The organism is Roseobacter ponti (genome assembly GCF_012932215.1).
In the GTDB taxonomy this organism is placed as follows: domain Bacteria; phylum Pseudomonadota; class Alphaproteobacteria; order Rhodobacterales; family Rhodobacteraceae; genus Roseobacter; species Roseobacter ponti.
In genome coordinates, this window is sequence record NZ_CP048788.1 from 3,007,890 (window position 1) to 3,030,622 (window position 22,733).

At 60.3% G+C, this 22,733-nt stretch carries 20 protein-coding genes; 7 read left to right on the forward strand and 13 right to left on the reverse strand.

Features of this window, described 5'->3' with window-relative positions; genetic code table 11:
* Window position 1: 1 nt before the first annotated feature.
* From G3256_RS14330 to G3256_RS14345, 4 genes are all read right to left on the reverse strand, one after another.
* On the reverse strand, window positions 2-877 hold the full coding sequence (locus G3256_RS14330; protein ID WP_169641477.1) for a F0F1 ATP synthase subunit gamma: 876 nt from the start codon (window positions 875-877) through the stop codon (window positions 2-4).
* 11 nt (window positions 878-888) lie between these two features.
* On the reverse strand, window positions 889-2,427 hold the full coding sequence (atpA, locus tag G3256_RS14335; RefSeq protein ID WP_169641478.1) for a F0F1 ATP synthase subunit alpha: 1,539 nt from the start codon (window positions 2,425-2,427) through the stop codon (window positions 889-891).
* Window positions 2,428-2,988 (reverse strand): F0F1 ATP synthase subunit delta, encoded by a 561-nt coding sequence (locus tag G3256_RS14340; RefSeq protein ID WP_169642451.1) that lies wholly within the window; start codon window positions 2,986-2,988, stop codon window positions 2,428-2,430.
* Between the two features lie 311 nt (window positions 2,989-3,299).
* Window positions 3,300-4,034 carry a methyltransferase domain-containing protein gene (locus G3256_RS14345; RefSeq protein ID WP_169641479.1) on the reverse strand — a complete coding sequence of 245 codons (735 nt, stop codon included), beginning with the start codon at window positions 4,032-4,034 and terminating at the stop codon, window positions 3,300-3,302.
* Between the two features lie 63 nt (window positions 4,035-4,097).
* On the opposite strand from G3256_RS14345, the gene gloB reads away from it, so the two are divergent.
* Together gloB and clpA are read left to right on the forward strand one after the other, a co-directional pair.
* Complete coding sequence (gloB, locus tag G3256_RS14350; protein ID WP_206040742.1) at window positions 4,098-4,865, forward strand: hydroxyacylglutathione hydrolase; 768 nt, start codon at window positions 4,098-4,100, stop codon at window positions 4,863-4,865.
* 174 nt (window positions 4,866-5,039) lie between these two features.
* Entirely contained in the window at window positions 5,040-7,361 is a 2,322-nt protein-coding gene (gene clpA, locus G3256_RS14355; protein ID WP_169641481.1) for an ATP-dependent Clp protease ATP-binding subunit ClpA, read from the forward strand.
* 642 nt (window positions 7,362-8,003) lie between these two features.
* Here clpA and G3256_RS14360 read toward each other — a convergent pair.
* The 3 genes from G3256_RS14360 to G3256_RS14370 form a co-directional block, all read right to left on the reverse strand.
* Window positions 8,004-9,953 (reverse strand): peptidoglycan -binding protein, encoded by a 1,950-nt coding sequence (locus tag G3256_RS14360; protein ID WP_169641482.1) that lies wholly within the window; start codon window positions 9,951-9,953, stop codon window positions 8,004-8,006.
* 2 nt (window positions 9,954-9,955) lie between these two features.
* Entirely contained in the window at window positions 9,956-11,146 is a 1,191-nt protein-coding gene (locus G3256_RS14365) for a biopolymer transporter ExbB (RefSeq protein WP_169641483.1), read from the reverse strand.
* Window positions 11,147-11,221: 75 nt separating this feature from the next.
* Window positions 11,222-11,752, reverse strand: a complete 531-nt coding sequence (locus G3256_RS14370) for a gamma-glutamylcyclotransferase (RefSeq protein ID WP_169641484.1) — start codon at window positions 11,750-11,752, stop codon at window positions 11,222-11,224.
* Window positions 11,753-11,817: 65 nt separating this feature from the next.
* Between G3256_RS14370 and G3256_RS14375 the strand changes: the two genes are divergently transcribed.
* Window positions 11,818-12,822 carry a DUF2125 domain-containing protein gene (locus tag G3256_RS14375; protein ID WP_169641485.1) on the forward strand — a complete coding sequence of 335 codons (1,005 nt, stop codon included), beginning with the start codon at window positions 11,818-11,820 and terminating at the stop codon, window positions 12,820-12,822.
* On the opposite strand, the gene G3256_RS14380 is transcribed toward G3256_RS14375, so the two are convergent.
* The 4 genes from G3256_RS14380 to G3256_RS14395 are packed head-to-tail and all read right to left on the reverse strand — an operon-like array spanning window position 12,819 to window position 17,118.
* A complete protein-coding gene (locus G3256_RS14380) occupies window positions 12,819-13,649 on the reverse strand; it encodes an extensin-like domain-containing protein (protein ID WP_343044360.1) in 831 nt (276 codons plus the stop codon). The two genes, G3256_RS14375 and G3256_RS14380, sit on opposite strands and share 4 nt — an antisense overlap.
* Window positions 13,649-14,572, reverse strand: coding sequence for a prephenate/arogenate dehydrogenase family protein (locus G3256_RS14385; RefSeq protein ID WP_169641487.1), 924 nt, complete (start codon window positions 14,570-14,572; stop codon window positions 13,649-13,651). Before G3256_RS14385 ends, G3256_RS14380 begins: the two co-directional genes overlap by 1 nt.
* Window positions 14,569-15,654 carry a histidinol-phosphate transaminase gene (gene hisC, locus G3256_RS14390; RefSeq protein ID WP_169641488.1) on the reverse strand — a complete coding sequence of 362 codons (1,086 nt, stop codon included), beginning with the start codon at window positions 15,652-15,654 and terminating at the stop codon, window positions 14,569-14,571. Before hisC ends, G3256_RS14385 begins: the two co-directional genes overlap by 4 nt.
* A 45-nt stretch (window positions 15,655-15,699) precedes the next feature.
* Window positions 15,700-17,118: a homospermidine synthase gene (locus tag G3256_RS14395; RefSeq protein WP_169641489.1), complete on the reverse strand. Its 1,419-nt coding sequence runs from the start codon at window positions 17,116-17,118 to the stop codon at window positions 15,700-15,702.
* Between the two features lie 112 nt (window positions 17,119-17,230).
* Between G3256_RS14395 and G3256_RS14400 the strand changes: the two genes are divergently transcribed.
* Complete coding sequence (locus G3256_RS14400; protein WP_246227624.1) at window positions 17,231-17,851, forward strand: class I SAM-dependent methyltransferase; 621 nt, start codon at window positions 17,231-17,233, stop codon at window positions 17,849-17,851.
* Window positions 17,852-17,918: 67 nt separating this feature from the next.
* Here G3256_RS14400 and rpsD read toward each other — a convergent pair whose 3' ends face one another.
* Together rpsD and G3256_RS14410 are read right to left on the reverse strand one after the other, a co-directional pair.
* On the reverse strand, window positions 17,919-18,539 hold the full coding sequence (gene rpsD, locus G3256_RS14405; RefSeq protein WP_169641490.1) for a 30S ribosomal protein S4: 621 nt from the start codon (window positions 18,537-18,539) through the stop codon (window positions 17,919-17,921).
* A gap of 135 nt (window positions 18,540-18,674) precedes the next feature.
* The gene (locus G3256_RS14410; RefSeq protein ID WP_169641491.1) at window positions 18,675-19,247 is read right to left on the reverse strand and encodes a DNA-3-methyladenine glycosylase I; all 573 of its coding nucleotides are present in this window, start codon (window positions 19,245-19,247) and stop codon (window positions 18,675-18,677) included.
* A 132-nt stretch (window positions 19,248-19,379) separates the two neighbouring features.
* Between G3256_RS14410 and G3256_RS14415 the strand changes: the two genes are divergently transcribed.
* The 3 genes from G3256_RS14415 (at window position 19,380) to phbB (ending at window position 22,439) form a co-directional block, all read left to right on the forward strand.
* Window positions 19,380-20,222, forward strand: a complete 843-nt coding sequence (locus G3256_RS14415; protein ID WP_169641492.1) for an EAL domain-containing protein — start codon at window positions 19,380-19,382, stop codon at window positions 20,220-20,222.
* A 180-nt stretch (window positions 20,223-20,402) separates the two neighbouring features.
* On the forward strand, window positions 20,403-21,578 hold the full coding sequence (locus tag G3256_RS14420; RefSeq protein ID WP_169641493.1) for an acetyl-CoA C-acetyltransferase: 1,176 nt from the start codon (window positions 20,403-20,405) through the stop codon (window positions 21,576-21,578).
* Window positions 21,579-21,716: 138 nt separating this feature from the next.
* Window positions 21,717-22,439 carry an acetoacetyl-CoA reductase gene (gene phbB / locus G3256_RS14425; RefSeq protein ID WP_169641494.1) on the forward strand — a complete coding sequence of 241 codons (723 nt, stop codon included), beginning with the start codon at window positions 21,717-21,719 and terminating at the stop codon, window positions 22,437-22,439.
* Window positions 22,440-22,733: the final 294 nt, after the last annotated feature.

Consider the following 22,733-nt stretch of genomic DNA (forward strand, 5'->3'; position numbering starts at 1 on the left):
TCTACAGCGCTTCCGCGCCGGAAATAATTTCGATCAGCTCGTTGGTGATGACGGCCTGACGCGAGCGGTTGTATTCGATCGTGAGGTCTTCGATCATCTCACCCGCGTTGCGCGTGGCGTTGTCCATCGCAGACATCCGCGCCCCCTGTTCTGAGGCGCCGTTTTCCAGCAGTGCCGAAAAGATCTGAGTTGCCACGCCGCGTGGCAGCAGATCCGCGAGGATCGCTTCCTCATCGGGCTCGTAATCAAAGAGCGTTGAGGCTTCATCAGCCTCCGGCTCTTCGAAATCCGCCGGGATAATCTGCTGAGCAGTCGGGATCTGGCTGACGACGTTCTCGAACTTTGCGTAAAAGATCGTAGCCACGTCAAATTCACCCGCATCAAAGCGTGCAAGGATATCTTTGGCGATGCCCTGAGCATCAGCATAGCCGACACGCTTGACTTCGGTCAGATCCACGTGACCGACAAAGTGTTTGCTGTACTCTCGCTTCAGCTGGTCACGGCCTTTTTTGCCAACGGTCAGGATTTTGACCTCTTTGCCTTCCGCAAGCAGCTTTTTCGCGTGCGTCTTGGCCTTTTTGGCGATGTTGGCGTTGAAGCCACCGCAAAGGCCGCGCTCGGAGGTCATGACGATCAGCAGCTGTACCTTGTCGCTGCCGGTACCACTGAGCAGGCGGGGGGCGGAATCCGACCCGCCCACCGATGCCGCCAGATTGGACATCACCGCGTTGAAGCGCTCCGTGTAAGGGCGCGACATCTCGGCTGCTTCCTGCGCGCGGCGCAGTTTCGCCGCGGCAACCATCTGCATGGCCTTGGTGATCTTGCGGGTCGATTTGACCGACTCGATCCTGTTTTTCAGGTCCTTAAGACTGGGCATGGGCCTACCTCTTAAGCGAAGTCAGAGGCGAATTCGCTGATCGCAGCTTTGAGTTTATCTGCTGCATCGCCTTTGATTTTCGGGTCCTCATCAGTGATCCAGTCCAGCACGTCTTTGTGCTTGGAACGCATGTGGTTCAGCAGACCAGCTTCAAAGCGACCGACGTCTTTGACTGCGACCTTGTCGAGGAAGCCGTTGGTACCGGCAAAAATCACACAGACGATTTCGGCGTTGGTCAGCGGCGAATACTGCGGCTGCTTCATCAGCTCGGTCAGACGCGCACCCCGGGCCAGCAGCTGCTGGGTGGAGGCATCAAGATCCGAGCCGAACTGGGCAAATGCTGCCATTTCGCGGTACTGTGCGAGCGACAGTTTCACCGGGCCGGCAACCGAGGACATGGCGGATGTCTGGGCCGAGGAGCCCACACGCGACACCGACAGACCTGTGTTCACCGCAGGGCGGACACCCTGGTAGAAAAGTTCCGTCTCAAGGAAGATCTGGCCGTCGGTGATCGAAATCACGTTGGTCGGAATAAAGGCCGACACGTCGCCACCCTGTGTTTCGATGATCGGCAGAGCCGTCAGCGAGCCGTTGCCCGCATCATCGCCCAGTTTCGCGGACCGCTCAAGCAGACGGGAGTGGAGATAGAAAACGTCGCCGGGATAAGCTTCGCGGCCGGGCGGGCGACGCAGCAGCAGCGACATCTGGCGGTAGGACACAGCCTGTTTGCTGAGGTCATCATAGACGATCAGCGCGTGGCGGCCGTTGTCGCGGAAGTGCTCGGCCATGGCCGTGGCGGAGTAAGGTGCGAGAAACTGCATCGGCGCAGGCTCGGACGCTGTCGCGGCCACAACGATGGAGTATTCAATCGCGCCGGTCTCTTCAAGCTTTTTCACCAGCTGGGCAACAGTCGAACGCTTCTGACCGATCGCCACATAGACGCAATAGAGCTTCTTGCTCTCGTCGTCGCCGGCGGCGTCGTTATAGGATTTCTGGTTCAGGATTGCGTCAAGTGCCACGGCGGTTTTGCCGGTCTGGCGGTCACCGATGATCAGCTCACGCTGGCCGCGGCCAATCGGGATCATGCTGTCCACGGCTTTGAGGCCGGTGGCCATCGGCTCGTGCACGGACTTGCGCGGGATGATGCCCGGCGCTTTGACGTCTGCGACAAGCGATTTGGAGGCGTTGATCGGCCCCTTGCCATCGATGGGGTTACCAAGACCGTCCACAACGCGACCCAGCAGTTCATCACCCGCAGGCACTGACACGATAGAGTTGGTGCGCTTGACGGTGTCGCCTTCTTTGATGTCGCGGTCGGAGCCGAAGATCACGACACCGACGTTGTCGGCTTCGAGGTTCAGCGCCATACCCTGGATACCACCGGGGAATTCGACCATTTCACCGGCCTGCACGTTGTCCAGACCGTAGACGCGCGCGATACCGTCACCGACGGAGAGCACCCGGCCTACTTCGGCCACTTCGGCTTCCTGGCCGAAATTCTTGATCTGGTCCTTCAGGATCGCAGAAATTTCTGCTGCTTGGATACCCATTTATCCGACCTCTTTCATTGCATTCTGGAGGGAATTCAGTTTCGCGCGGATCGAGGTATCGATCATACGCGAACCAACTTTAACGACGAGACCGCCGATGAGGCTTTCATCAACGGTCGCGTTCAGTGTCACGTCTTTGCCTGTGGAGGCTTTGAGCGTCCTGGCGAGTTTCTCGGACTGCGCTTTGGTCAGCGCCCTGGCGGAAACGACCTCTGCGGTCACTTCGCCTTTTTCTGTGGCGATAATGTCGCGCAGTGTAGAGAGAAGCTGTGGCACCACGAAGAGGCGGCGTTTCTGCGCCATCAGTGCGAGCGTGTTCGCCACCGTGTCCGTGAGGTTCATTTTCGCTGCGATCGCCGAGATCGCGCCGGCCTGTTCTTCGCGGGTATAAATGGGCGAGTGGATCAGGGTCCGGAAATCCTCGCTGTCGTTCATTGCCGCCTGCAGCGCGTCGAGGTCTGCTTCGAGTGCTTTAACGTTGTCGCCGTCTTTCGCGATATCATAAACTGCAGTCGCATAACGCGCAGCGATGCTTGTGGAAATCGAAGCTGGTTCTGACACGTCCACCCTTCCGATGTTCTGGCCCCGGATATGCGAAACACTCGCGTCACCAGGCATGTTGGCGCGGCTTGAAACTAGTCAAGACGTCGAAATCAGCGGTGATGTAACAGACCGTTCCGCACCCCGCAACATGAGATCGTCAAGCGCTCTGCGACGGGTTTTCCTGTGTTTACAGGGTCTTGGCCCGGGTGCGACTGTTTGGCTGCGCAGAAAACTTACAAAATCGTTCAAATAATCAGCCCGTTTGCGATTCTGACGGCGCAAAATCGGGCATTATCCGGGTTTTGCATGTCCTTCGGGCAGCACGGGCCTTATACAGCTTTTGCCGCCGGTTTGAGAACACTGACGGCTGACGGGCGCCGCACAGGCTCGATCTGGCCTTTCGGCGGATAGACCAGTTTGGTCGCCTCCACCATGAAAGCGCCCCCTGCCATCATCGCCGGCACCCGACGCCCGATATTTTCAAACGCCGGCCCCGCTTTCATCCAGAGCCTTTTGGCCGACGGCACGTGATAAAGCGCGCCCAGATGCCGCTCGGGCAGAAACTGGTGTTTGCGCAGTTGTGTCTCAAGCTGGCCGGGTGAGTAAGGCCGGCCGAAGCCGAAAGGCGTGCGGTCGCGCCGCGCCCAGAGACCTGCCCGGTTCGGCACGATAAAGAGCGCCCTGCCCCCCGGGCCCAGCACCCGCCAGCATTCCTCAAGCAGGTCTGAGGCCCGTTCTGAGGTCTCCAGCCCGTGCAGCAGGACCAGTTTATCCACATGGCCGGTTTCCAGCGGCCATAGCGTTTCTTCCGTCAGCACAGAGACGTTATCTTTGTCCGCAGGCCAGGGCATCACCCCCTGAGGGCCGGGCATCAGCGCAATGACACGGCGCGCGTCCTTGAGATACGGTCGCAGCAGCGGAGCGGCAAAACCATAGCCCACGACAGTCTGACCCTTGGCTTCGGGCCAGAGTTCCATCATCCGGCCACGCAGACTGACCTGAGCCGCCCGACCCAGAGCCGACCGGTAATAGAAATTTCGAAGGTCCTGTACGTCCAGGTGCATTGCAGCCGGCCCTGTGTTGGGTCACATTCAGATATAGTGTCGCAAACCTGCAGGAGAATGGCCATGGCCCCCGAACTCGTCACCATCCCGTGCCTTTCGGACAATTATGCCTTTCTGCTGCATGACCCGGAGAGCGGGGCGACTGCGCTGATTGATGTCCCCGAAGCGGCACCGGTTCTGGCAGAGCTTGAGCGGCGGGGCTGGTCGCTCAGCGATGTCTGGATCACGCATCATCACAGCGATCACGTCCAGGGCCTGCCGGACATCCTGGTCGCTCATGACGTTAAGGTCACCGGGGCTGCCGCTGACAAACGCCGGCTGCCCGATCTGGATGTTGCAGTGTCGGATGGCGACAGTTTTGAGTTTGCGGGGCACACTGTCCACGTCCTTGATGTATCCGGGCACACAGTCGGCCATATTGCTTATCACGTGCCGGACGCGACGGCCGTGTTCACCGCTGACAGCCTGATGGCACTGGGTTGCGGGCGGCTTTTTGAAGGCAGTGCGGCGCAGATGTGGGCGTCGCTGTCGCGGCTGATGACGCTGCCGGCTGACACACTGGTCTGTTCAGGCCATGAATACACCGCAGCCAATGCTAAGTTCGCCTTAACCATTGATCCCGATAATAAAGACCTTATATCGCGCTCGGAGCGGATTACTGAGGCGCGTGCCAAAGGTGTCCCGACCGTCCCATCAACCCTGGCGCTCGAACTGGAGACAAATCCGTTTCTGCGTGCCGCTGACCCCGATATCCGCGCGGCACTTGGGATGACCGATGCTGACGACGTGGATGTCTTCGCCGAGATACGAGCCCGCAAAGATGTCTTCTGACGCCCATATTGCGTCATTCATGTCCGCTTCACACAAATTGTGACATGAAAAATGAAGAAAAAACTTGAAGCCGGGCGATGATCAACCAAACTCTAATACTATGAGGCTATGGTTGGACGAGGGACCGGTATCGTTCGGATCTCCCGACAACCCCGATCAGAAGGAGCACGTACCGTGCCTTCATTTTCAACAACCCTGGAACAGGCAATCCATTCTGCGCTGGCCCTGGCCAATGCGCGCCGGCATGAATTTGCCACGCTGGAGCATCTTCTGCTCGCTCTGATCGACGAACCGGATGCCACCCGCGTCATGAAAGCCTGCAGCGTCGATGTCGATGATCTGCGCGCCACGCTGGTCGAATTTGTCGATGAGGATCTGAGCAATCTCGTCACCGATGTCGACGGATCAGAGGCCGTGCCGACTGCTGCTTTTCAGCGGGTTATTCAGCGTGCCGCGATCCACGTGCAGTCTTCGGGCCGCACGGAAGTGACCGGTGCCAATGTGCTCGTTGCGATCTTTGCCGAGCGCGAGAGCAACGCCGCCTACTTCCTGCAGGATCAGGATATGACCCGCTATGACGCAGTGAATTTCATCGCGCACGGCGTGGCCAAAGACCCTGCTTTTGGCGAACAACGCCCGGTTTCTGGTGCGCCTGAGCAGGAAGAAGAGGCCCAGGGCGTCACGGAAGGCGAGAAGAAAGAGAGCGCGCTGGAGAAATACTGCGTGGATCTCAATGCAAAATCGCGCGAGGGCGACATTGACCCGCTTATCGGACGCGACAGCGAAGTAGAGCGCTGCATTCAGGTGCTTTGCCGCCGCCGCAAAAACAACCCGCTGCTGGTTGGTGACCCCGGTGTCGGCAAAACGGCGATCGCCGAAGGTCTGGCCCGGAAGATCGTCGCTGGTGAGACCCCTGAGGTGTTGTCTGAGACGACGATCTACTCGCTGGATATGGGCGCCCTGCTCGCGGGAACACGCTATCGCGGTGATTTTGAGGAGCGTCTCAAGGCGGTGGTCTCCGAACTGGAAGACCATAAGGATGCTGTGCTCTTCATCGACGAAATCCACACTGTAATCGGTGCGGGTGCGACGTCTGGTGGCGCGATGGATGCCTCCAACCTGCTGAAACCGGCCCTGGCCGGTGGCAAGCTGCGTACCATGGGATCAACCACCTACAAAGAGTTCCGCCAGCATTTTGAGAAGGACCGCGCGCTGAGCCGCCGGTTCCAGAAGATTGATATCAACGAGCCGTCCGTCGAAGACGCGGTGAAAATCCTGCGTGGCCTCAAGCCCTATTTTGAAGATCACCACTCGGTTAAATACACCGCCGATGCGATCAGAACCTCGGTGGAGCTGGCATCACGCTATATCAACGACCGCAAACTGCCCGACAGTGCGATTGACGTTATCGATGAAGCAGGTGCAGCTCAGCATCTGGTGGTGGCGGCCAAACGGCGCAAAACCATCGGCACCCGGGAGATCGAAAATGTAGTTGCCAAGATCGCCCGCATCCCGCCGAAGAATGTCTCGAAAGACGATGCCGAAGTTCTCAAAGACCTTGAGGGTTCTCTCAAGCGCGTGGTCTTCGGTCAGGACAAGGCGATTGAAGCTTTGTCGTCGGCGATCAAACTGGCACGTGCAGGCCTGCGCGAGCCTGAAAAACCGATCGGTAACTATCTCTTCGCCGGGCCGACAGGCGTCGGCAAAACCGAAGTGGCAAAACAACTGGCGGACACGCTGGGTGTGGAACTGCTGCGGTTTGACATGTCTGAATACATGGAGAAACACGCGGTCAGCCGACTGATCGGTGCGCCTCCCGGATATGTGGGATTTGATCAGGGCGGCATGCTGACGGATGGTGTGGACCAGCATCCACACTGTGTTCTTCTGCTCGACGAAATGGAAAAAGCGCATCCGGATGTTTACAACATCCTGCTGCAGGTGATGGACCATGGCAAGCTGACCGACCACAACGGCCGGACAGTGGACTTCCGCAATGTTGTTCTGATCATGACTTCCAACGCCGGTGCAGCAGAGCAGGCCAAAGAGGCGATCGGTTTTGGTCGTGACCGTCGGGAGGGCGAGGACACTGCAGCGATCGAGCGGACCTTCACGCCGGAGTTCCGCAACCGTCTTGACGCCGTGATCAGCTTCGCACCCCTGCCGAAAGAGGTCATTCTGCGGGTGGTCGAGAAGTTTGTGCTTCAGCTTGAAGCCCAACTGATGGATCGCAACGTCACGATCGAGTTGACCAAGCCGGCGGCAGAGTGGTTGGCGGATCGTGGCTATGACAGCAAAATGGGTGCCCGCCCGCTTGGTCGGGTGATCCAAGAGCACATCAAAAAGCCCCTGGCCGAGGATCTGCTTTTTGGCAAACTGGCCAAGGGCGGCGTGGTTCGCGTGGGTGTAAAGGGCGGCGAGATCGATCTCAAGATCGACGGGCCGGACAAGCCGCGCCTCTCAGGGGACAAACCACCGCTGCTGACCGCTGAGTAGTCGCGCACCAGGCCAACCGATAAGAAACCGCAAAGCCCCCGTGATACACTCACGGGGGCTTTTTTGTGCTGGAGGAACCTCTGTTACAGCCTCCCCGACGCCGTAAGAGCCTGCCTCGTGACGGATAATCTGTCGGAATGGCCCCTAGGGTTGAATGCCGAAGCAGGTTTCTGTTTCTGACCACGCGCGGACGATCAAATTAGCAGTATTCAGAACACGCCGGTTGCGGGGAACGGCCGACCGGTGTGCTGCAGCAAGGGCTGTCGTACCTGTATCCTGAAAGCGCGAAAACGCGCAGATTTTAACTGATCGATGCCTGAGTGACGGGCAGATAAATCGCAGGAGTCCACTGCGCCTGAGTCCAAGCAGCCCGCGGCGTGACACGCAGGCTCGCGCGTCACCATTCCACAGCAACTGAAATACACGGCACAGGTGTTGCGGGACGCCTTAGAAACATCACGAGGCGGTGAATGAAAAAAACAATTTAAGTCAGTGACAAAGTTTCCCGCACCGCATTTTCACAGGAAACACAATCCGGAATTGCCAGGCTTTGGCAGCAGGGGCAGGTCATGGAAAGGCCAGCCTTCGGGGCGGGCCCATACCAGTTTGCCACTCTTTCACTAACCGCCCGCGCCGTTCGCACTATCTTTCCGTGAATTTCAGCTCAATGCGCCGGTTCTGTGCACGGGCCTCTTCGCTGTCTCCGGTTGCAACGGGCTGGAATTCTCCAAATCCGTTGGCGGCCAGCCGTTGCGGGGGAATGCCGAGATTGTCCACCATGTAACGGACAACCGACAGTGCCCGCGCCTGGCTCAGTTCCCAGTTATCCGCAAACTCGCCCTGCCCGGAGAGAGGCAGGTTGTCGGTGTGCCCGTCCACACGGATAATCCATTCAATTCCGGATGGAATATCATTTGCAACGCCGGAAATAATGCGCGCAACCTTGGCCACATCTTCCCGGCCCTCCGGCGACAGATCTGCCCGCGCCGGCTCAAAGAGAACTTCTGAGGAGAAGACAAAACGGTCGCCCTCAATCCGCACGCCTTCCTGGCGGCCAAGCACATCCCGCAGCCTCCCGAAAAACTCCGACCGATACTGCTCAAGGTCTTCCGCCTGAGTAGCAAGACGCGCGGCTTCCGCTTCGAGCCGCCGGCGTTCGGCTGCTTCAAGTTCCGCGCGGCGCCGCTCTTCGGCCGCAACCCGCGCCAGTGCGGTATTAAGATCTGACCCGAGAGACTGCAGCTGAACCTGTTGCGCGGAGTCCCGTTCTTTTGCGTCATCAAGGAGCGCCTGAAGACCGCCAAGCTGCTGGCGCAAAGCAGCAACCTGCTGGTTCAGCAACTCGGTCTGGCGCTGTGCGGCCGCGCTTGTCGCCTCCTCTTCTGAGAGGGCGCGCCGCGCCTCCGCCAGCAGGGCCGCCCGGCGCTCAGCATCGGTTGTTTCGTCCTCTGCCACAGCCTCAGCCGCCAGTTTCGCGGCCAGTGCCTGCGCCAGACGGGCACGCAGAGCGTCCTGCTCTTCAGCGCTCCGCTCGCGTGTTTCAAGAAGAGCGGCCTCTGCGGCACGACGCGCGGCCAGCTCTTCAGCGGCCGCACTTTGTGTCTCGTCAAGCTGCGCCTGAGCCGCTTCCAGGCGGATCTGCAGACCGTCGCGTTCCAGCCGGATCTGTGCCAGCTCTGCGCTTATCTCTTCGCCCTGCCCTTCCAGACCTTCCAGCTGCAGGAGTGCCGCTGCGAGTTCGGTGTCCAGATCAGCCTCGGCCGCCCGCGCCGCGGCAAGCAACGTCAGCGTGTCCTCTGCCTCCTGGCGCTGTGCCTCAAGTGCAAGGGTCATTGCCGTAAGTTCCGCATCGGCGTCTTCGAGCCTGTTGCGCAGTGCCTCAGCCGCAGCCGCTTCGGCAAGCCGTGCAGCCTCTTCCTCGCTCAGCGCCTCTGCCGTGGCGTCCAGATCCTGTGCAAGCTGCCCGATCTGCGCCTCTGCATCGGCATTTCGCGCGCGCAGGTCCGCCACCAGCGCGTCGAGTGCCTCCCGGCGGGCCGCCGCCAGACGCGCGGCTTCCTCCTGCGCGCTGACCTCTTCGCGCGCAGCTGCGAGCGCGAGGTTCAGCGCCTCCTGCTCGCTCATCAAAGCAGCCTGCGCGCTCTGCAGGTCTGCGCGCTCCTGCTCAAGCGCAGCAACGTTGCCCAGTGCATTGTCCCGCTGTGAAATCAGAGCGGCAACCTGTGCCTCAAAACCGGTGATCTGCGTGCGCGCCGTTTCCAGTGCCGTCGCCTGTGCGTCGCGGGTCGCCGTAAGTGCTGCGATGCGGTTTTCAGCATCTGAGAGCGATGCATCCAGCGCGCCGACCCGGTTGCGCAGGTTCTGCGTGGTCTGCTCTTCGAGGCCAAGAGCCTGTGCAAGGGCCGCAACCTCACCCGCCAGCTGGTCGAGCTCGCTTTCCTGTCCTGTAATGCGTTCCGTCAGCACAAACTGCACGATCATAAAGATCGTCAGCACGAACATCAGCACCAGCAAAAGGCCGGTCATCGCGTCCACGAAACCGGGCCAGATAGACGCCTGAAACCGTGCACCTGTGCGTCGCGAAAGCGCCATGGTCAGCTGCCCTCAGAACCCGGGGGGCGCGGCGCGGGGCGCGGACGACGTGGTCTGATCGCATCCGCCAGCTTTGAGATGTCCATGCGCAGTTCAGACATGCTTTCCTGACGGCCGGCAGAAATTTCTTCGAGAATGCGCAGCATCTGCACGTCAATTGACCGCAGGCGCATCCGGCTTTCGGCGTCGATACCATCGCCGCCCTGCCCCTGTGCCTCGATGAGCGCAATGAGCCGTTCCTGCCCGGCTGCCACGCGTTCCAGCGCTGTCTCCGGGCCGTCAGTGTTCGCAATCTGCTGGCCAAGTTTTTCGATTGATCCGACAACGGCATTCATCTGGTCATCGACCGCCATACTGCGCTGATCGGCATGCACGAACATCTGCTGCAGCGCGTCCATCTGGCTGGCCATATGTTCGACCACACTGGCCATTACATGCTGATCACCGCCCCCTTCATCGCCGGAGGAAAATCCGACGCGGGTGATGCTGCTCAGCCACTCTTCAAGTTCTCGGTAAAACCGGTTCTGCCCGTGACCGGCGAACAGTTCCAGCAGGCCCACAATCAGGGAGCCTGCGAGACCGAGCAGGGATGAGGCAAAAGCCACGCCCATGCCGCCCAGCTGAACCTGCAGGCCACTCATCAGGCGGTTGAAGACCTCGACACCGCCCTCGCCTTCTTCGGGTGCGAGACTGCTGATTGTATCAACGATGGCCGGCACAGTGGTGGCAAGCCCGTAAAAAGTCCCCAGAAGACCGAGGAAAATCAGCATGCTGACGATATATCGTGTGATTTCGCGGACTTCCTCGATCCGGGTCGCCACAGATTCAAGGATGGACCGTGTTGACGTGGCACTGACCTGCATGCGGGCACCGCGCTGGCGCAGCAGCGAGGCCAGCGGCGCCAGAAGTTGCGGCGGCCTGATGCTCGCATCCAGCGTGTCCGTGGCAAAGCGTTCGATCCAGCGCACCGATCCGATCAGCTGTGTGACCTGATAGAAACAGGCCACAACGCCGATTACGAAAACAAAGATGATGAAGCCGTTGAGGTATGGGTTTGCCTCAAACACCGGCAGGACGCTGGGCAGGGCCAGAAAAATGCCGAAGCCTGACAGCGCCAGGACGATCAGCATCAGTGAAATCTGACGCACAGGTTGCGAAAAGACGGGTCTTACTTCGGGGTCCGGCAACGCCATGCGTTCCTGCTCCTGACCTTTATTGTTCTGCTCTTGCGGCAGCTTACACCGAAAACATTAACAAGCGCCAAGAAATTATGCCCGCAGCGCGCGGACACGGTGGCTCAGCCATTCCAGATCGGGGTCATGCAGACCGATTTCGCTCAGATGGCGGGCAGTGTTGTAGAGATATTCATCATTCGGGCCCATGCCGCCGCGCGCCCGCGCGATGATCTGCGCCTGCTCTTCGAGCGGCATACCTCCGCAGTACTGCACATGTCCGGGGTTGATGACATAGACCAGCGCCGTGACCCGGCGCCCGTCGTGCAGGTCAATGGCGAGGTCGCGCTCGATATAGGCCGAGGAAATCAGCTCACGTTCGCGCAGATAGGCCAGCGTGGCTTCTTCGCGACCGGCTGCCACCGCAAGAGCTACGCCTTCGCAGGCATGCGCGGGGTCCTCATCGAGTGCCAGCACCAGCCCAGGGTCCTCTTCGGTGCCCCGGTGGTGGATCGAATGCATGCAGAAAGACCGTGCATACCCCGGCAGTGTCGCCACCACCTGCTCGGCCACCTCAAATCCCGGATTCCACAAGAGACTGCCGTATCCGAATACCCACATTGTCATCGTGCTGGTTCTCCTCGCTTGCAATGCGTAAACCTCAAATCGACGGTAAGGAAAAGGGGGTCGTCATGCGTCGGTTGTTGTGGCTGGCTGTTCTGGTCGTTCTGCTCTGGTCCGGCTGGTGGGCGTTTGCGGCGCTGTCCCTGCGCGCGGGCATCACCGACTGGTTCGAGCAGCGCCGGGCGGAGGGCTGGCAGGCGGACTATGCCGCGATCAGAGTATCGGGCTATCCTTTCCGGATTGCTCTGAGCCTCCGCGCGCCGGCCCTGGCCGATCCCGCCACAGGCGTTGCTGTCGAAGCAAGCGTGCTGCGGCTGACCAGCCCTGCCTGGTGGCTGGGCGAGGCGGATGTGATCTTTCCCGACGACAGGATTCTGCTGGCCAGTCCTGAAGGCAGGTCCTCGGTGTTGCTGGAAGATGGGCATGCTGCCCTTCGCCTGACACCCGGCAGTGCGCTTGAGCTTCGCGCGCTGCGCTTCGGCGCTTCGGCCTGGACGCTGGAGGACCCCGCCGGCACCGTCCTGACGGCCGGTGCCACTGAGGTGTCAATGGTGCAGGATGAGGCAGATCCGGCGCGTTACACGATGCGCCTGAACGCCACCGGGCTGACACCCGGCCAGGTCCCGCGCCAGCGGCTGCGGATTCCGCAGGACTGGCCGGTGGCGTTTGACGCCTTCGGGGCGCGCATGCAGGTTCAGTTTGACCGGCCCTGGGACCGGCGCGCGCTTGAAGAGCGCAGACCGCAGCCTCAGCAGATCAATCTGAGCCGTGCCGAAATCCGCTGGGGAGAACTGTTGCTTATGGCAAGTGCAGATCTGGGAATCGACGCCTCCGGCATGCCCTGGGGTACTGTTCCTCTGCAGGCGCGCAACTGGCGCGCGATGCTGGATCTGGCGGTATCGGCCGGCGCGCTTTCTGCAGATTTCCGGCCTCAGGTGGAACGCGCGCTCAGCGCTCTGGCAGGGGCCGGCGGCAATCCCGAAAGGTTCGAAGTCACGCTGACACTGGAACGTGGTCAGGTGCGTGTGGGTTTCCTGCCCCTGGGACCCGCGCCGCGCTTCATACTGCGCTAGCGGCAGTAAGATCCACTGCGATGACGTGCTGTGTCGAGGTGGAAATGATCCTCATGAAACCGGTCTGACTGCGGCCCAAGGACCGTGCCGAATATACCGCAGGCGTCCCGGTGCATTTCCCGCAGGGGCCGGAAGCCCTTTTTAGAATTCCAGTCGCGTTTGACCGAAATGACCGATCCGTCACTCAGCCGGAATTCGGCAATATCGATCGCGCGGCCTTTGCCGTGCTCTGAAATGCGCGCGCCGGGGCGGTTGTTGCGCGGACGGCAGGCGTAATGCCCGACGATGCGCAGGTTTACGAGATCCGCACCGCCTTCGGCCGCGACGCGCGGGATGGCAGAGACGGCCACCCAGTGGCGCAGCGTGCGGGCCGTGGTGCAGTCCATCACCGCGGCGGGGCTGAGCGAAACGCCCGCAACCGAGCGTACCCGGACCGCCGAGGGAATGCCGCAGCCCTGCACGCCCGAGGCGACCCTGCCCACGGTTTCTCCGAGAATATCCGGGTCTTCACAGATCGCACCGCGGGCTTTGAGCCGGGCTTTCTCTGTCGCGCGCTGTTCGAATTTGCGCGGCCTCGCCTGCGGTCTGAGACTGCTGTCACCCTGTGCCTCTGCTGACGCCCCGTCCGCGTCCTGCGTCTCAACGGGGGCTGCGCTGTCGGCGCGCCGGCCCGGTATGCTGCTGGCAGGCGGTGCCGGTGCCGGCTCAGGCGTTGTCACGGGGTTGGTCACCGGATCAGCCACCGGGCGCAGTTCCGGTCGCGGAGAGGTCTCGGGACCGGCCTGCGCGATCCCTGCCACCAGTAGAAGGCTGAGTGCCAGCCTCATCACGGCTGCCGGGGGCCCGCGCGCCCGAAATCAGGTGCATCGGTGTCCTGCCCCGCCTCGATGATGCCGCGGCGGATCGCCCGGGTGCGGGTGAAATAGCTGTGAAGGTGATCTCCGTCACCGGTACGTATCGCGCGTTGCAGCGCAAAGAGCTCTTCGGTGAACCGTCCGAGGATTTCCAGCGTGGCGTCTTTGTTGCTGAGAAAGACATCGCGCCACATCGTCGGATCGCTCGCGGCGATCCGGGTAAAGTCGCGAAAACCACCCGCAGAGTATTTTATCACCTCAGAATCAGTTACGCGGCCAAGGTCATCCGCCACACCCACCATCGTGTAGGCAATCAGGTGGGGCGCATGGCTGGTCACGGCAACAACGAGATCATGGTGGTCCGCTTCCATTTCGCTGACGTTTGATCCCAGCGCCTCCCAGAAACTGCGCAGTTTTGCTGTCGCGGCCGGGTCACTGCCGTCCACAGGCACCAGCAGACACCAGCGCCCGTCAAAAAGTTGAGCAAAACCGGATTCCGGGCCCGAATGCTCAGTCCCCGCCAACGGGTGACCCGGGATGAAATGCACGCCTTCCGGAAGGTGCGGGGCCACATTGTTAATGACATCGCGTTTCACTGACCCGACATCGGTCACCGTAGCGCCCGATTTAAGAGACGAAGCAATCTGCTCTGCCACGGCCCCCATTACACCGACGGGCACGCAGAGCACCACGAGATCGGCGTCTTTTACCGCCTCTTCCGCGCTGTCGCAGACCCGGTCACAAAGGCCGATGCGGCGGGCGGTATCGCGTGTCTCAGCGCTGCGTGCGTATCCCGTGACTTCGCCGGCGAGGCCGCCGCGTTTCATCGCCCAGAACATCGACGAGGCAATGAGGCCGAGACCGATCAGGGCAACACGGTTGTAGATGACGCTCATGTCGCTCCCCTGAAAGCTGCCAGCGCATCCAGAACGCGGGTCATGTCTTCGGCACCGCCCACCGTAATACGCAGGGCCTGGGGAAAGCCATAGCCTTTCACAAGACGCACGAGGATACCCGATTTCTTCAGGTGGGCATCGGCCGCGAGCGCTTCGGCTTCATCCGAAAAGCGGGCCAGCACGAAATTGGCGCGGCTGTCATCACAGGCAATGCCGAGCTGGCGCAGCCCGCCGGTCAGCCGGACCCGCTGTTCGGCGTTCTCGCGCAGGCATTTATCGACAAAAGCCCTGTCACGCATGGCGGCTTCTGCCCCGGCCAGAGCAACTGTTGAAAGGTTAAACGGTCCGCGCACACGATTGAGCGTGTCGATCACATGCCGCGGCGCAAAGGCCCAGCCAACCCGCAGGCCGCCCAGTCCGTAGAGCTTGGAAAAGGTCCGTGTCATGACCACGTTGTCGCGTGCAGCCACCAGACCGGCACCCCCGTCATAGCCCTCAAAAAACTCCGCATAAGCGCCGTCGAGCACGAGAAGACAGTGCGCAGGCACCGCGTCTGCGAGGCGCGCGAGCTGATCCGTGCCAAGCGCGGTGCCGGTGGGGTTGGCGGGGTTTGCGATGTAGATCAGGCGCGTGGCGGGCGTAATGGCCGCAATCAGCGCATCCACATCCACGCAGCGGTCGGTTTCCGGCGCCACAACCGGTGCAGCCCCTGCCGAGAGCGCGAAGATGCGGTACATTGAGAAGCCGTGCTCGGTATAGAGTACCTCATCGCCCGGACCGGCATAAGCCATGGCCAGCAGGGTCAGCAGCTCATCCGAGCCTACGCCGCAGATGATCTGTTCGGCGGGCAGACCATGCACGTCAGCGATGGCATCGCGCAGCGGTGCGTGGTCAGTCGTGGGGTAGCGGTGCATGGTCTCAGCTGCCGCGGCCACCGCCTGTATCGCCTCGGGGCTGCACCCGAAAGGGTTTTCATTGGAGCTCAGTTTCAGCGGATCGTGCTGGCCGTCGATCTTTGACGCGCCGCCCTGATAAAGCGCGATGTCCATAATGCCGGGTTGCGGCCGGAGCGCTGTGGTCATGTCGTCATCTCCTGTCCGGTTCCGCGTTCTGCGGCACACGTACTGTCAGCTGGCCAGCACGTTGCGAAAAAGCCAGGGGTCGGTTTCGTCGATATCCTCGGGAAAAAGCTCCCAGCGGTCCTGCAGCGGGGTCCAGTCGGTATAATGGGCCTCCACCGGGCCCAGATAGGGTTTTTGCACCTCAAGGCAGCGGGCGTGGTCCATCTCGTCGGTCTCTACGATACCGGCATCCGGATTTTCAAGCGCCCAGACCATGCCCGCGAGCACGGCAGATGTTACCTGCAGGCCGGTGGCATTCTGATAGGGCGCGAGATCGCGGGTTTCGGCATTCGACAGCCGCGAGCCGTACCAGAGAGCGTTTTTCTCGTGTCCGTAGAGCAGCACGCCAAGCTCATCGATGCCTTCGATAATCTCGTCTTCTTCCATAATGTGGTGGACTGTCTGCTGTTTGCCGGAGCCGAACATCTCGTGCAGCGACAGCACCGCGTCATCTGACGGGTGGTAGGCATAGTGGCAGGTCGGACGGAAATCAGGTGCATCTGCGGGACCAACGGTGAAGTAATCGGAGATCGACACGGCCTCGTTGTGAGTCACCAGAAAGCCGAACTGCGGGCCGGGTGTCGGGCACCAGGTATGCACGCGGGTAATCGCACCCGGACGTTCCAGCCAGATCGCGGACTGACAGCCGGTGTCATAGCTGTGTGCGTTCTCGGGCATCCAGGTTTCATGCGTACCCCAGCCGAGCTCGGCTGGCTGGAATCCTTCCGAAATGAAGCCCTCGACCGACCATGTGTTCACGAAGGTGCCGCGCGGGCGCGGGATGGCGCGTGCCTGGGTGTCGCGTTCGGCGATATGCACGCCTTTGACGCCGAGGCCCTGCATCAGGGTACCCCAGCCGGCACGGTTCGCGGGCGGCGTCGCGTCGCGGCCGGTGTCACGCGCCAGTGTCAGCAGCGCTTCTTTCACAAACCAGCTCACCATACCGGGGTTGGCGCCGCAGCAGGAGACAGCCGTCGTCCCGCCGGGACTGGCTGCTTTTTCGTCGCGCACCTTCTGGCGCAGCGCATAGTTCGTGCGCTCGGCGTTTTCGGTGGTTTCAAAGTAGAAACCCTCCCAGGGCTCCACCACCGTATCAATATAGAGCACACCCAGCTCGCGGCAGAACTTCATGATATCAAGGCTGGAGGTATCCACGCTGAGGTTTACGCAGAACCCTTTGCCATCTTTGAAAATCCCGCCAAGCACGTCGCGGTAGTTCGCCCTGGTGATCTTTTCCTGCAGATGGCGGATTTTGCGCTGGCTGAGAAAGGTGTGCATATCCGCGTTCGGTTCGATCACCACCATCTGATCGGCGTCATAGTCGAAATGCCTCTCGATCAAAGGCAGCGTGCCCCGGCCGATCGACCCGAAACCGATGATGACGACGGGGCCGTCAATGCGGCCGTAATTCGGATATGCAGTCATTTCAGATCTCCCGCGTGGCACCGTGTCAAAGCCCGGTTGATGCAACAGCATGCCTCCGGCGTCAATGGCCGCCTGCTTGTCTCGGCAGCGGCGCTGTGGCATCGTTTCCGCCATGAAAGACCGTTCCGCGCATCTTGATCGCCGCTATGCGGCGGCCGCTCCGACCTGGTCGGATAAGATGCGGCTGCTGGGGTATCTCGATGCCTATCTGGGCTTTTTATCGCATATGCCGCCAGCGCGGCACCGCCCCGCGCGGGTCATCGATATCGGGGCCGGCACCGGCGCGATGGCAGAGGCCTGGACCGCAATCAACGGCGTGCCGGAGGAGATTGTGCTGCTAGATCCGTCGCGCCCGATGCTTGAGGTGGCGGAGGCGGCCCTCAAACGGCGCGGAGTTGCGCCGGGCCTGCGCGTAGCCGCTCTCGGGTCCGGCGCCCGGGAACAGTATGATGTGCTGCTGGCGGCCCACGTCATCGAACACTTCGATGACCCCGGCGTCGCGCTGCGCGACATCAGGAGACTTGCAGCACCCGGTTCACGCCTCTGGCTCGTGGTCTCAAAGCCGCACTGGTGCAACGTGATCGTGTGGCTGCAGTGGCGGCACCGCACCTTCCGGACTGATGAAGTAACAGGTCTGCTGCGGGATGCCGGTTTTGACGTCGAAAGCCTCTACACCTTTCCCTCAGGCCCGCCGTCGCGCACCAGTTTCGCCGTACTCGCCCGCGCCGCCTGAGCCCGGATATGAAAAAGCCGCGCCGGGGATCCCGGCACGGCCTTAAATTCTGCAATGATCCTGCGCGTCAGTTTTTGGCGTAGAATTCGACGACGAGGTTCGGCTCCATCATCACCGGATAAGGCACATCGCCCAGTGCCGGGGTGCGCACGAATTTTGCGCTCATTTTGGAGTGGTCCGCTTCGATATAGTCGGGCACATCGCGCTCGGGAAGTTGTGTGGCCTCGATCAGTGCCGCCATCTGCTTGGAACGGTCACGCACCTCGATAACGTCGCCCTCTTTGACACGGTAGGACGGGATGTTCACGATCTGGCCGTTCACGCGCACATGCTTGTGGTTCACGAACTGACGTGCGGCAAAAACGGTTGCCACAAACTTCGCGCGGTACACAACGGCGTCAAGGCGGCGCTCAAGCAGGCCGATCAGGTTTTCACCGGTATCGCCTTTGACACGCTCGGCTTCGCCATAGATGCGACGGAACTGCTTTTCGGTCAGATCGCCGTAGTAGCCTTTAAGTTTCTGCTTGGCGCGCAGCTGGATGCCGAAATCAGAAATTTTCCCCTTACGGCGCTGGCCGTGCTGGCCGGGCCCGTATTCGCGGCGGTTCACCGGGGATTTCGGACGGCCCCAGATGTTTTCGCCCATGCGACGGTCAATTTTGTACTTGGCAGACGTGCGTTTTGTCACGGCTGATCTCCTTCGATATATGGCCCCGGAGGGCGTGAAGGGCGTTGTCCTCTGGCCCTGCGGCCTGACAGGCGATCCCTCGCGGGAGCCACCAACACCAATGAAGCCGCGCTTATACGCCCGTTCCGATCAGAGTCAACGCCCCATCGCCGCAATATCGGCATGGCGATGACAGGTGGTCAGATGATCGTTCACCATGCCGACCGCTTCCATGAAAGCATAGACGATTGTGGGTCCGCAGAATTTGAACCCGCGGGCCTTGAGATCCTTGGAAATTATTCGTGAAAGCGGGGTCTGTGCCGGCACTTCTTTCTGGGTTTTAAAAGCGTTCTGCAACGGCCTGCCGTCCACATAATTCCATAAAAAGCGGTCAAAACCCTGCATAGCCTCAATCTGCTGCCAGACCCGGGCATTGCTGATTGTCGCTTCGATTTTGCCGCGGTGCCGGATGATACCGGGGTTCTGCAGCAGAACGGCGATCTCCTCTTCGCCCCAGCCGGCGATCACATTCGGATCAAAACCGGCAAATGCCGTGCGGAAATTCTCACGCTTTTTCAGGATCGTAATCCAGCTCAGCCCGGCCTGAAATCCGTCCAGCACCAGCTTTTCCCAGAGCGCGCGGCTGTCATATTCGGGCACGCCCCAGTCGGTATCGTGATAGTGCAGATAAATCTCTTCGGGCCCTGCCCAGTCGCATCGCCTGGTCATGCTGTTCCGGTCTTTCGCTAATTCGGACCATTTAAGAAGATCACAGATCAAATTAGAACAAAACAGGTATATTAATCTGATTTTAGGAGTTCGCGGGCAATGTCCTGCACGGATTACCAGCGAGGACCTGCGATGCCCGGAGACCGTAAAAAGATGATGGCGGATATGCAGCCCGGCACCGGGAGCCCGCTGGATTATGCAGTGACGCGACGCGACCAGCAAACCCTCGATATGGTGAAGGAAGCGATACGGCACAAACAGGTGCTGCTGGCCTATCAGCCGATCATGCAGGCCCGCGCGCAGGAGCGGGTTGCCTTTTACGAGGGGCTGATCCGCGTGCTTGACGAAACCGGACGGGTCATCCCCGCAGGCGATTTCATCAATGTGATCGAAAACACCGAAACCGGTCGGCAGCTGGACACGCTGGCGCTTGGGCTCGGGCTGCGTGCATTGCACGAGAACCAGGATCTGCGCCTGTCGGTCAATATGTCCGCACGCTCGATCGGGTACCGGGCCTGGAACCGGACGCTTGACCGCTGGCTCTCGCGCGATCCGACACTTGCTGAAAGGCTCGTGCTCGAGATCACCGAAGGTTCCGCGATGCTGGTGCCCGAGCTTGTCGTGGATTTCATGGACCGGTTGCAGATCCGCGGCATCTGCTTTGCCATGGATGATTTCGGCGCGGGGTACACCGCACTGCGCTATTTCAAGGACTTCTGTTTTGACATTATAAAGATCGACCGCCAGTTCATTCAGGGCGTATCCCGGTGCCCGGACAATCAGGCGATGACATCAGCGCTTGTCTCAATTGCGAAACACTTCGACATGATGACCGTCGCCGAGTTTGTTGAGACCCAGGCCGATGCCGATATGCTGGTCAGCCTCGGGGTCGACTGCCTTCAGGGGTATCTCTATGGCGCCCCTACAACGCGCCCGCACTGGATGGTTCAGGGGCGGATAAAACAAGCCGTCTGAAATCTCCCGCCAAAGGTATGTTTCCGGCGCACCCCTGCCATGCGGGCGGTGCGACCGGACAGCTTGTTGCCGCCCGTTACCTGATGCGATATTGATCCTGCGTACAGAACGGGAGGGGGTTGTTGTGCACGTAAACCGACACACCTGGTCCTCTCCGCAAATGGCAAAGGACCACATACAATGACGAATGTCGTTATCGCGTCTGCCGCCCGTACTGCTGTTGGCAGCTTCGGCGGATCTTTCGCAAACACCCCCGCAAGCGAGCTTGGAACGGCCGTTCTTCAGGAACTGGTCGCAAGGGCGGGCGTTGATGCGTCCGAAGTTTCAGAAACCATCCTCGGTCAGGTGCTGACCGCGGCTCAGGGACAGAACCCGGCCCGCCAGGCTCATATCAATGCCGGTTTCCCACAGGAAAGCTCGGCTTGGACAATCAATCAGGTCTGCGGCTCCGGTCTGCGCGCTGTTGCCCTCGCCGCCCAGCATGTTCAGCTCGGTGATGCGGATATCGTCGCTGCCGGCGGCCAGGAAAACATGACCCTTTCGCCGCATGCAGCTTCGCTGCGCGCCGGCCACAAAATGGGTGACATGAAGTATATCGACACCATGATCCGGGATGGTCTGTGGGATGCTTTCAACGGCTATCATATGGGTCAGACCGCTGAAAACGTTGCTGAAAAATGGCAGATCAGCCGTGATCAGCAGGATGAATTCGCCGTTGCTTCGCAAAACAAAGCCGAAGCGGCTCAGAAAGCCGGTAAGTTTGCTGATGAGATCGTTGCTTTCACCGTCAAAGGGCGCAAGGGCGACACCATCGTTGACCAGGACGAATACATCCGTCACGGCGCAACCATGGAAGCCATGCAGAAACTGCGTCCTGCTTTCACCAAAGACGGTTCGGTCACGGCAGCCAACGCCTCAGGTCTTAACGACGGCGCGGCAGGTGCACTGGTGATGTCAGCAGATGAGGCCGAAAAGCGCGGCATCGAACCGCTCGCCCGGATCGCAAGCTATGCCACCGTAGGTCTTGACCCGTCCATTATGGGTGCGGGCCCGATCTATGCCAGCCGCAAAGCGCTGGAGAAAGCCGGCTGGAAAGCGGAAGATCTGGATCTTGTCGAAGCCAACGAAGCTTTCGCCGCACAGGCCTGCGCGGTGAACAAAGATATGGGATGGGATCCGTCCGTCGTGAACGTCAACGGCGGTGCGATCGCGATCGGGCATCCGATCGGTGCGTCCGGTGCCCGCATTCTGAACACGCTGCTCTTTGAGATGCAGCGCCGCGGCGCCAAAAAAGGTCTTGCAACGCTCTGCATCGGTGGCGGCATGGGCGTCGCCATGTGCCTCGAACGGCCCTGATCCTGAAACGGTGCAGCGGTGCCTTTGCGAACCGCTGCACTGAAACAGCCCGTCGGGCGAGATTAGCTACGCAATAATGTTGCGCGAATCCTATTGATATGCGCACAAAGATTTCCAGACAAACAAGGAGTACCCAATATGTCCCGTGTCGCACTAGTCACCGGAGGCAGCCGCGGAATCGGCGCCGCCATTTCCAGAGCTCTCAAGGACGCAGGCTATTCTGTTGCCGCAACCTATGCCGGGAACGACGAAGCCGCTGCAAAATTCACCGATGAGACAGGTATCAAAACCTACAAATGGAACGTGGCCGATTATGACTCCAGCAAAGCGGGTATTGAAGGTGTGGAAGCCGATCTTGGCCCGATTGACGTGGTCGTCGCCAACGCCGGGATCACCCGGGACGCACCCTTCCACAAAATGACGCCCGATCAGTGGAAAGAGGTGATCGACACAAACCTTACGGGTGTTTTCAACACAATCCATCCGGTCTGGCCCGGCATGCGCGAGCGTAAATTCGGCCGGATCATCGTGATCAGCTCGATCAACGGTCAGAAGGGTCAGTTCGCACAGGTCAATTATGCCGCCACCAAAGCCGGCGATCTGGGCATCGTAAAGTCTCTGGCTCAGGAAGGTGCACGCGCCGGCATTACCGCCAACGCAATCTGCCCGGGCTATATTGCGACGGATATGGTCATGGCAGTGCCGGAGAAAGTCCGCGAATCGATTATCGCGCAGATCCCGGCCGGACGTCTGGGTGAGCCTGAGGAAATCGCGCGCTGCGTGGCGTTTCTTGCATCTGATGACGCAGGCTTCATCAACGGTTCGACGATTTCTGCGAACGGCGCGCAGTTTTTCGTCTGATTCCGCTAAGCTTTACAGAAAGGGCCGGTTCCTCGCGGAGCCGGCCCTTTTTCATCCCGTAAGACTGCTGCAGCAGTCAGCGGGAAGATGACTGAAACAGCCAGCGCCATGCATCACGCATCGCCTGAGCACGTTCTTCATGTGCGCGTTGCATTGCAGTGCGGGCCAGCGGGTTTGTTGTAGCTTCGATCATTATCCGTTCCTTTCGGGGGTTATCTGAAATCTTTCTGAACTGACCCCAATATGTTCATCGCGATCAAAGCTGACAAACGAGACTTTTAATTGCTTCAGTTA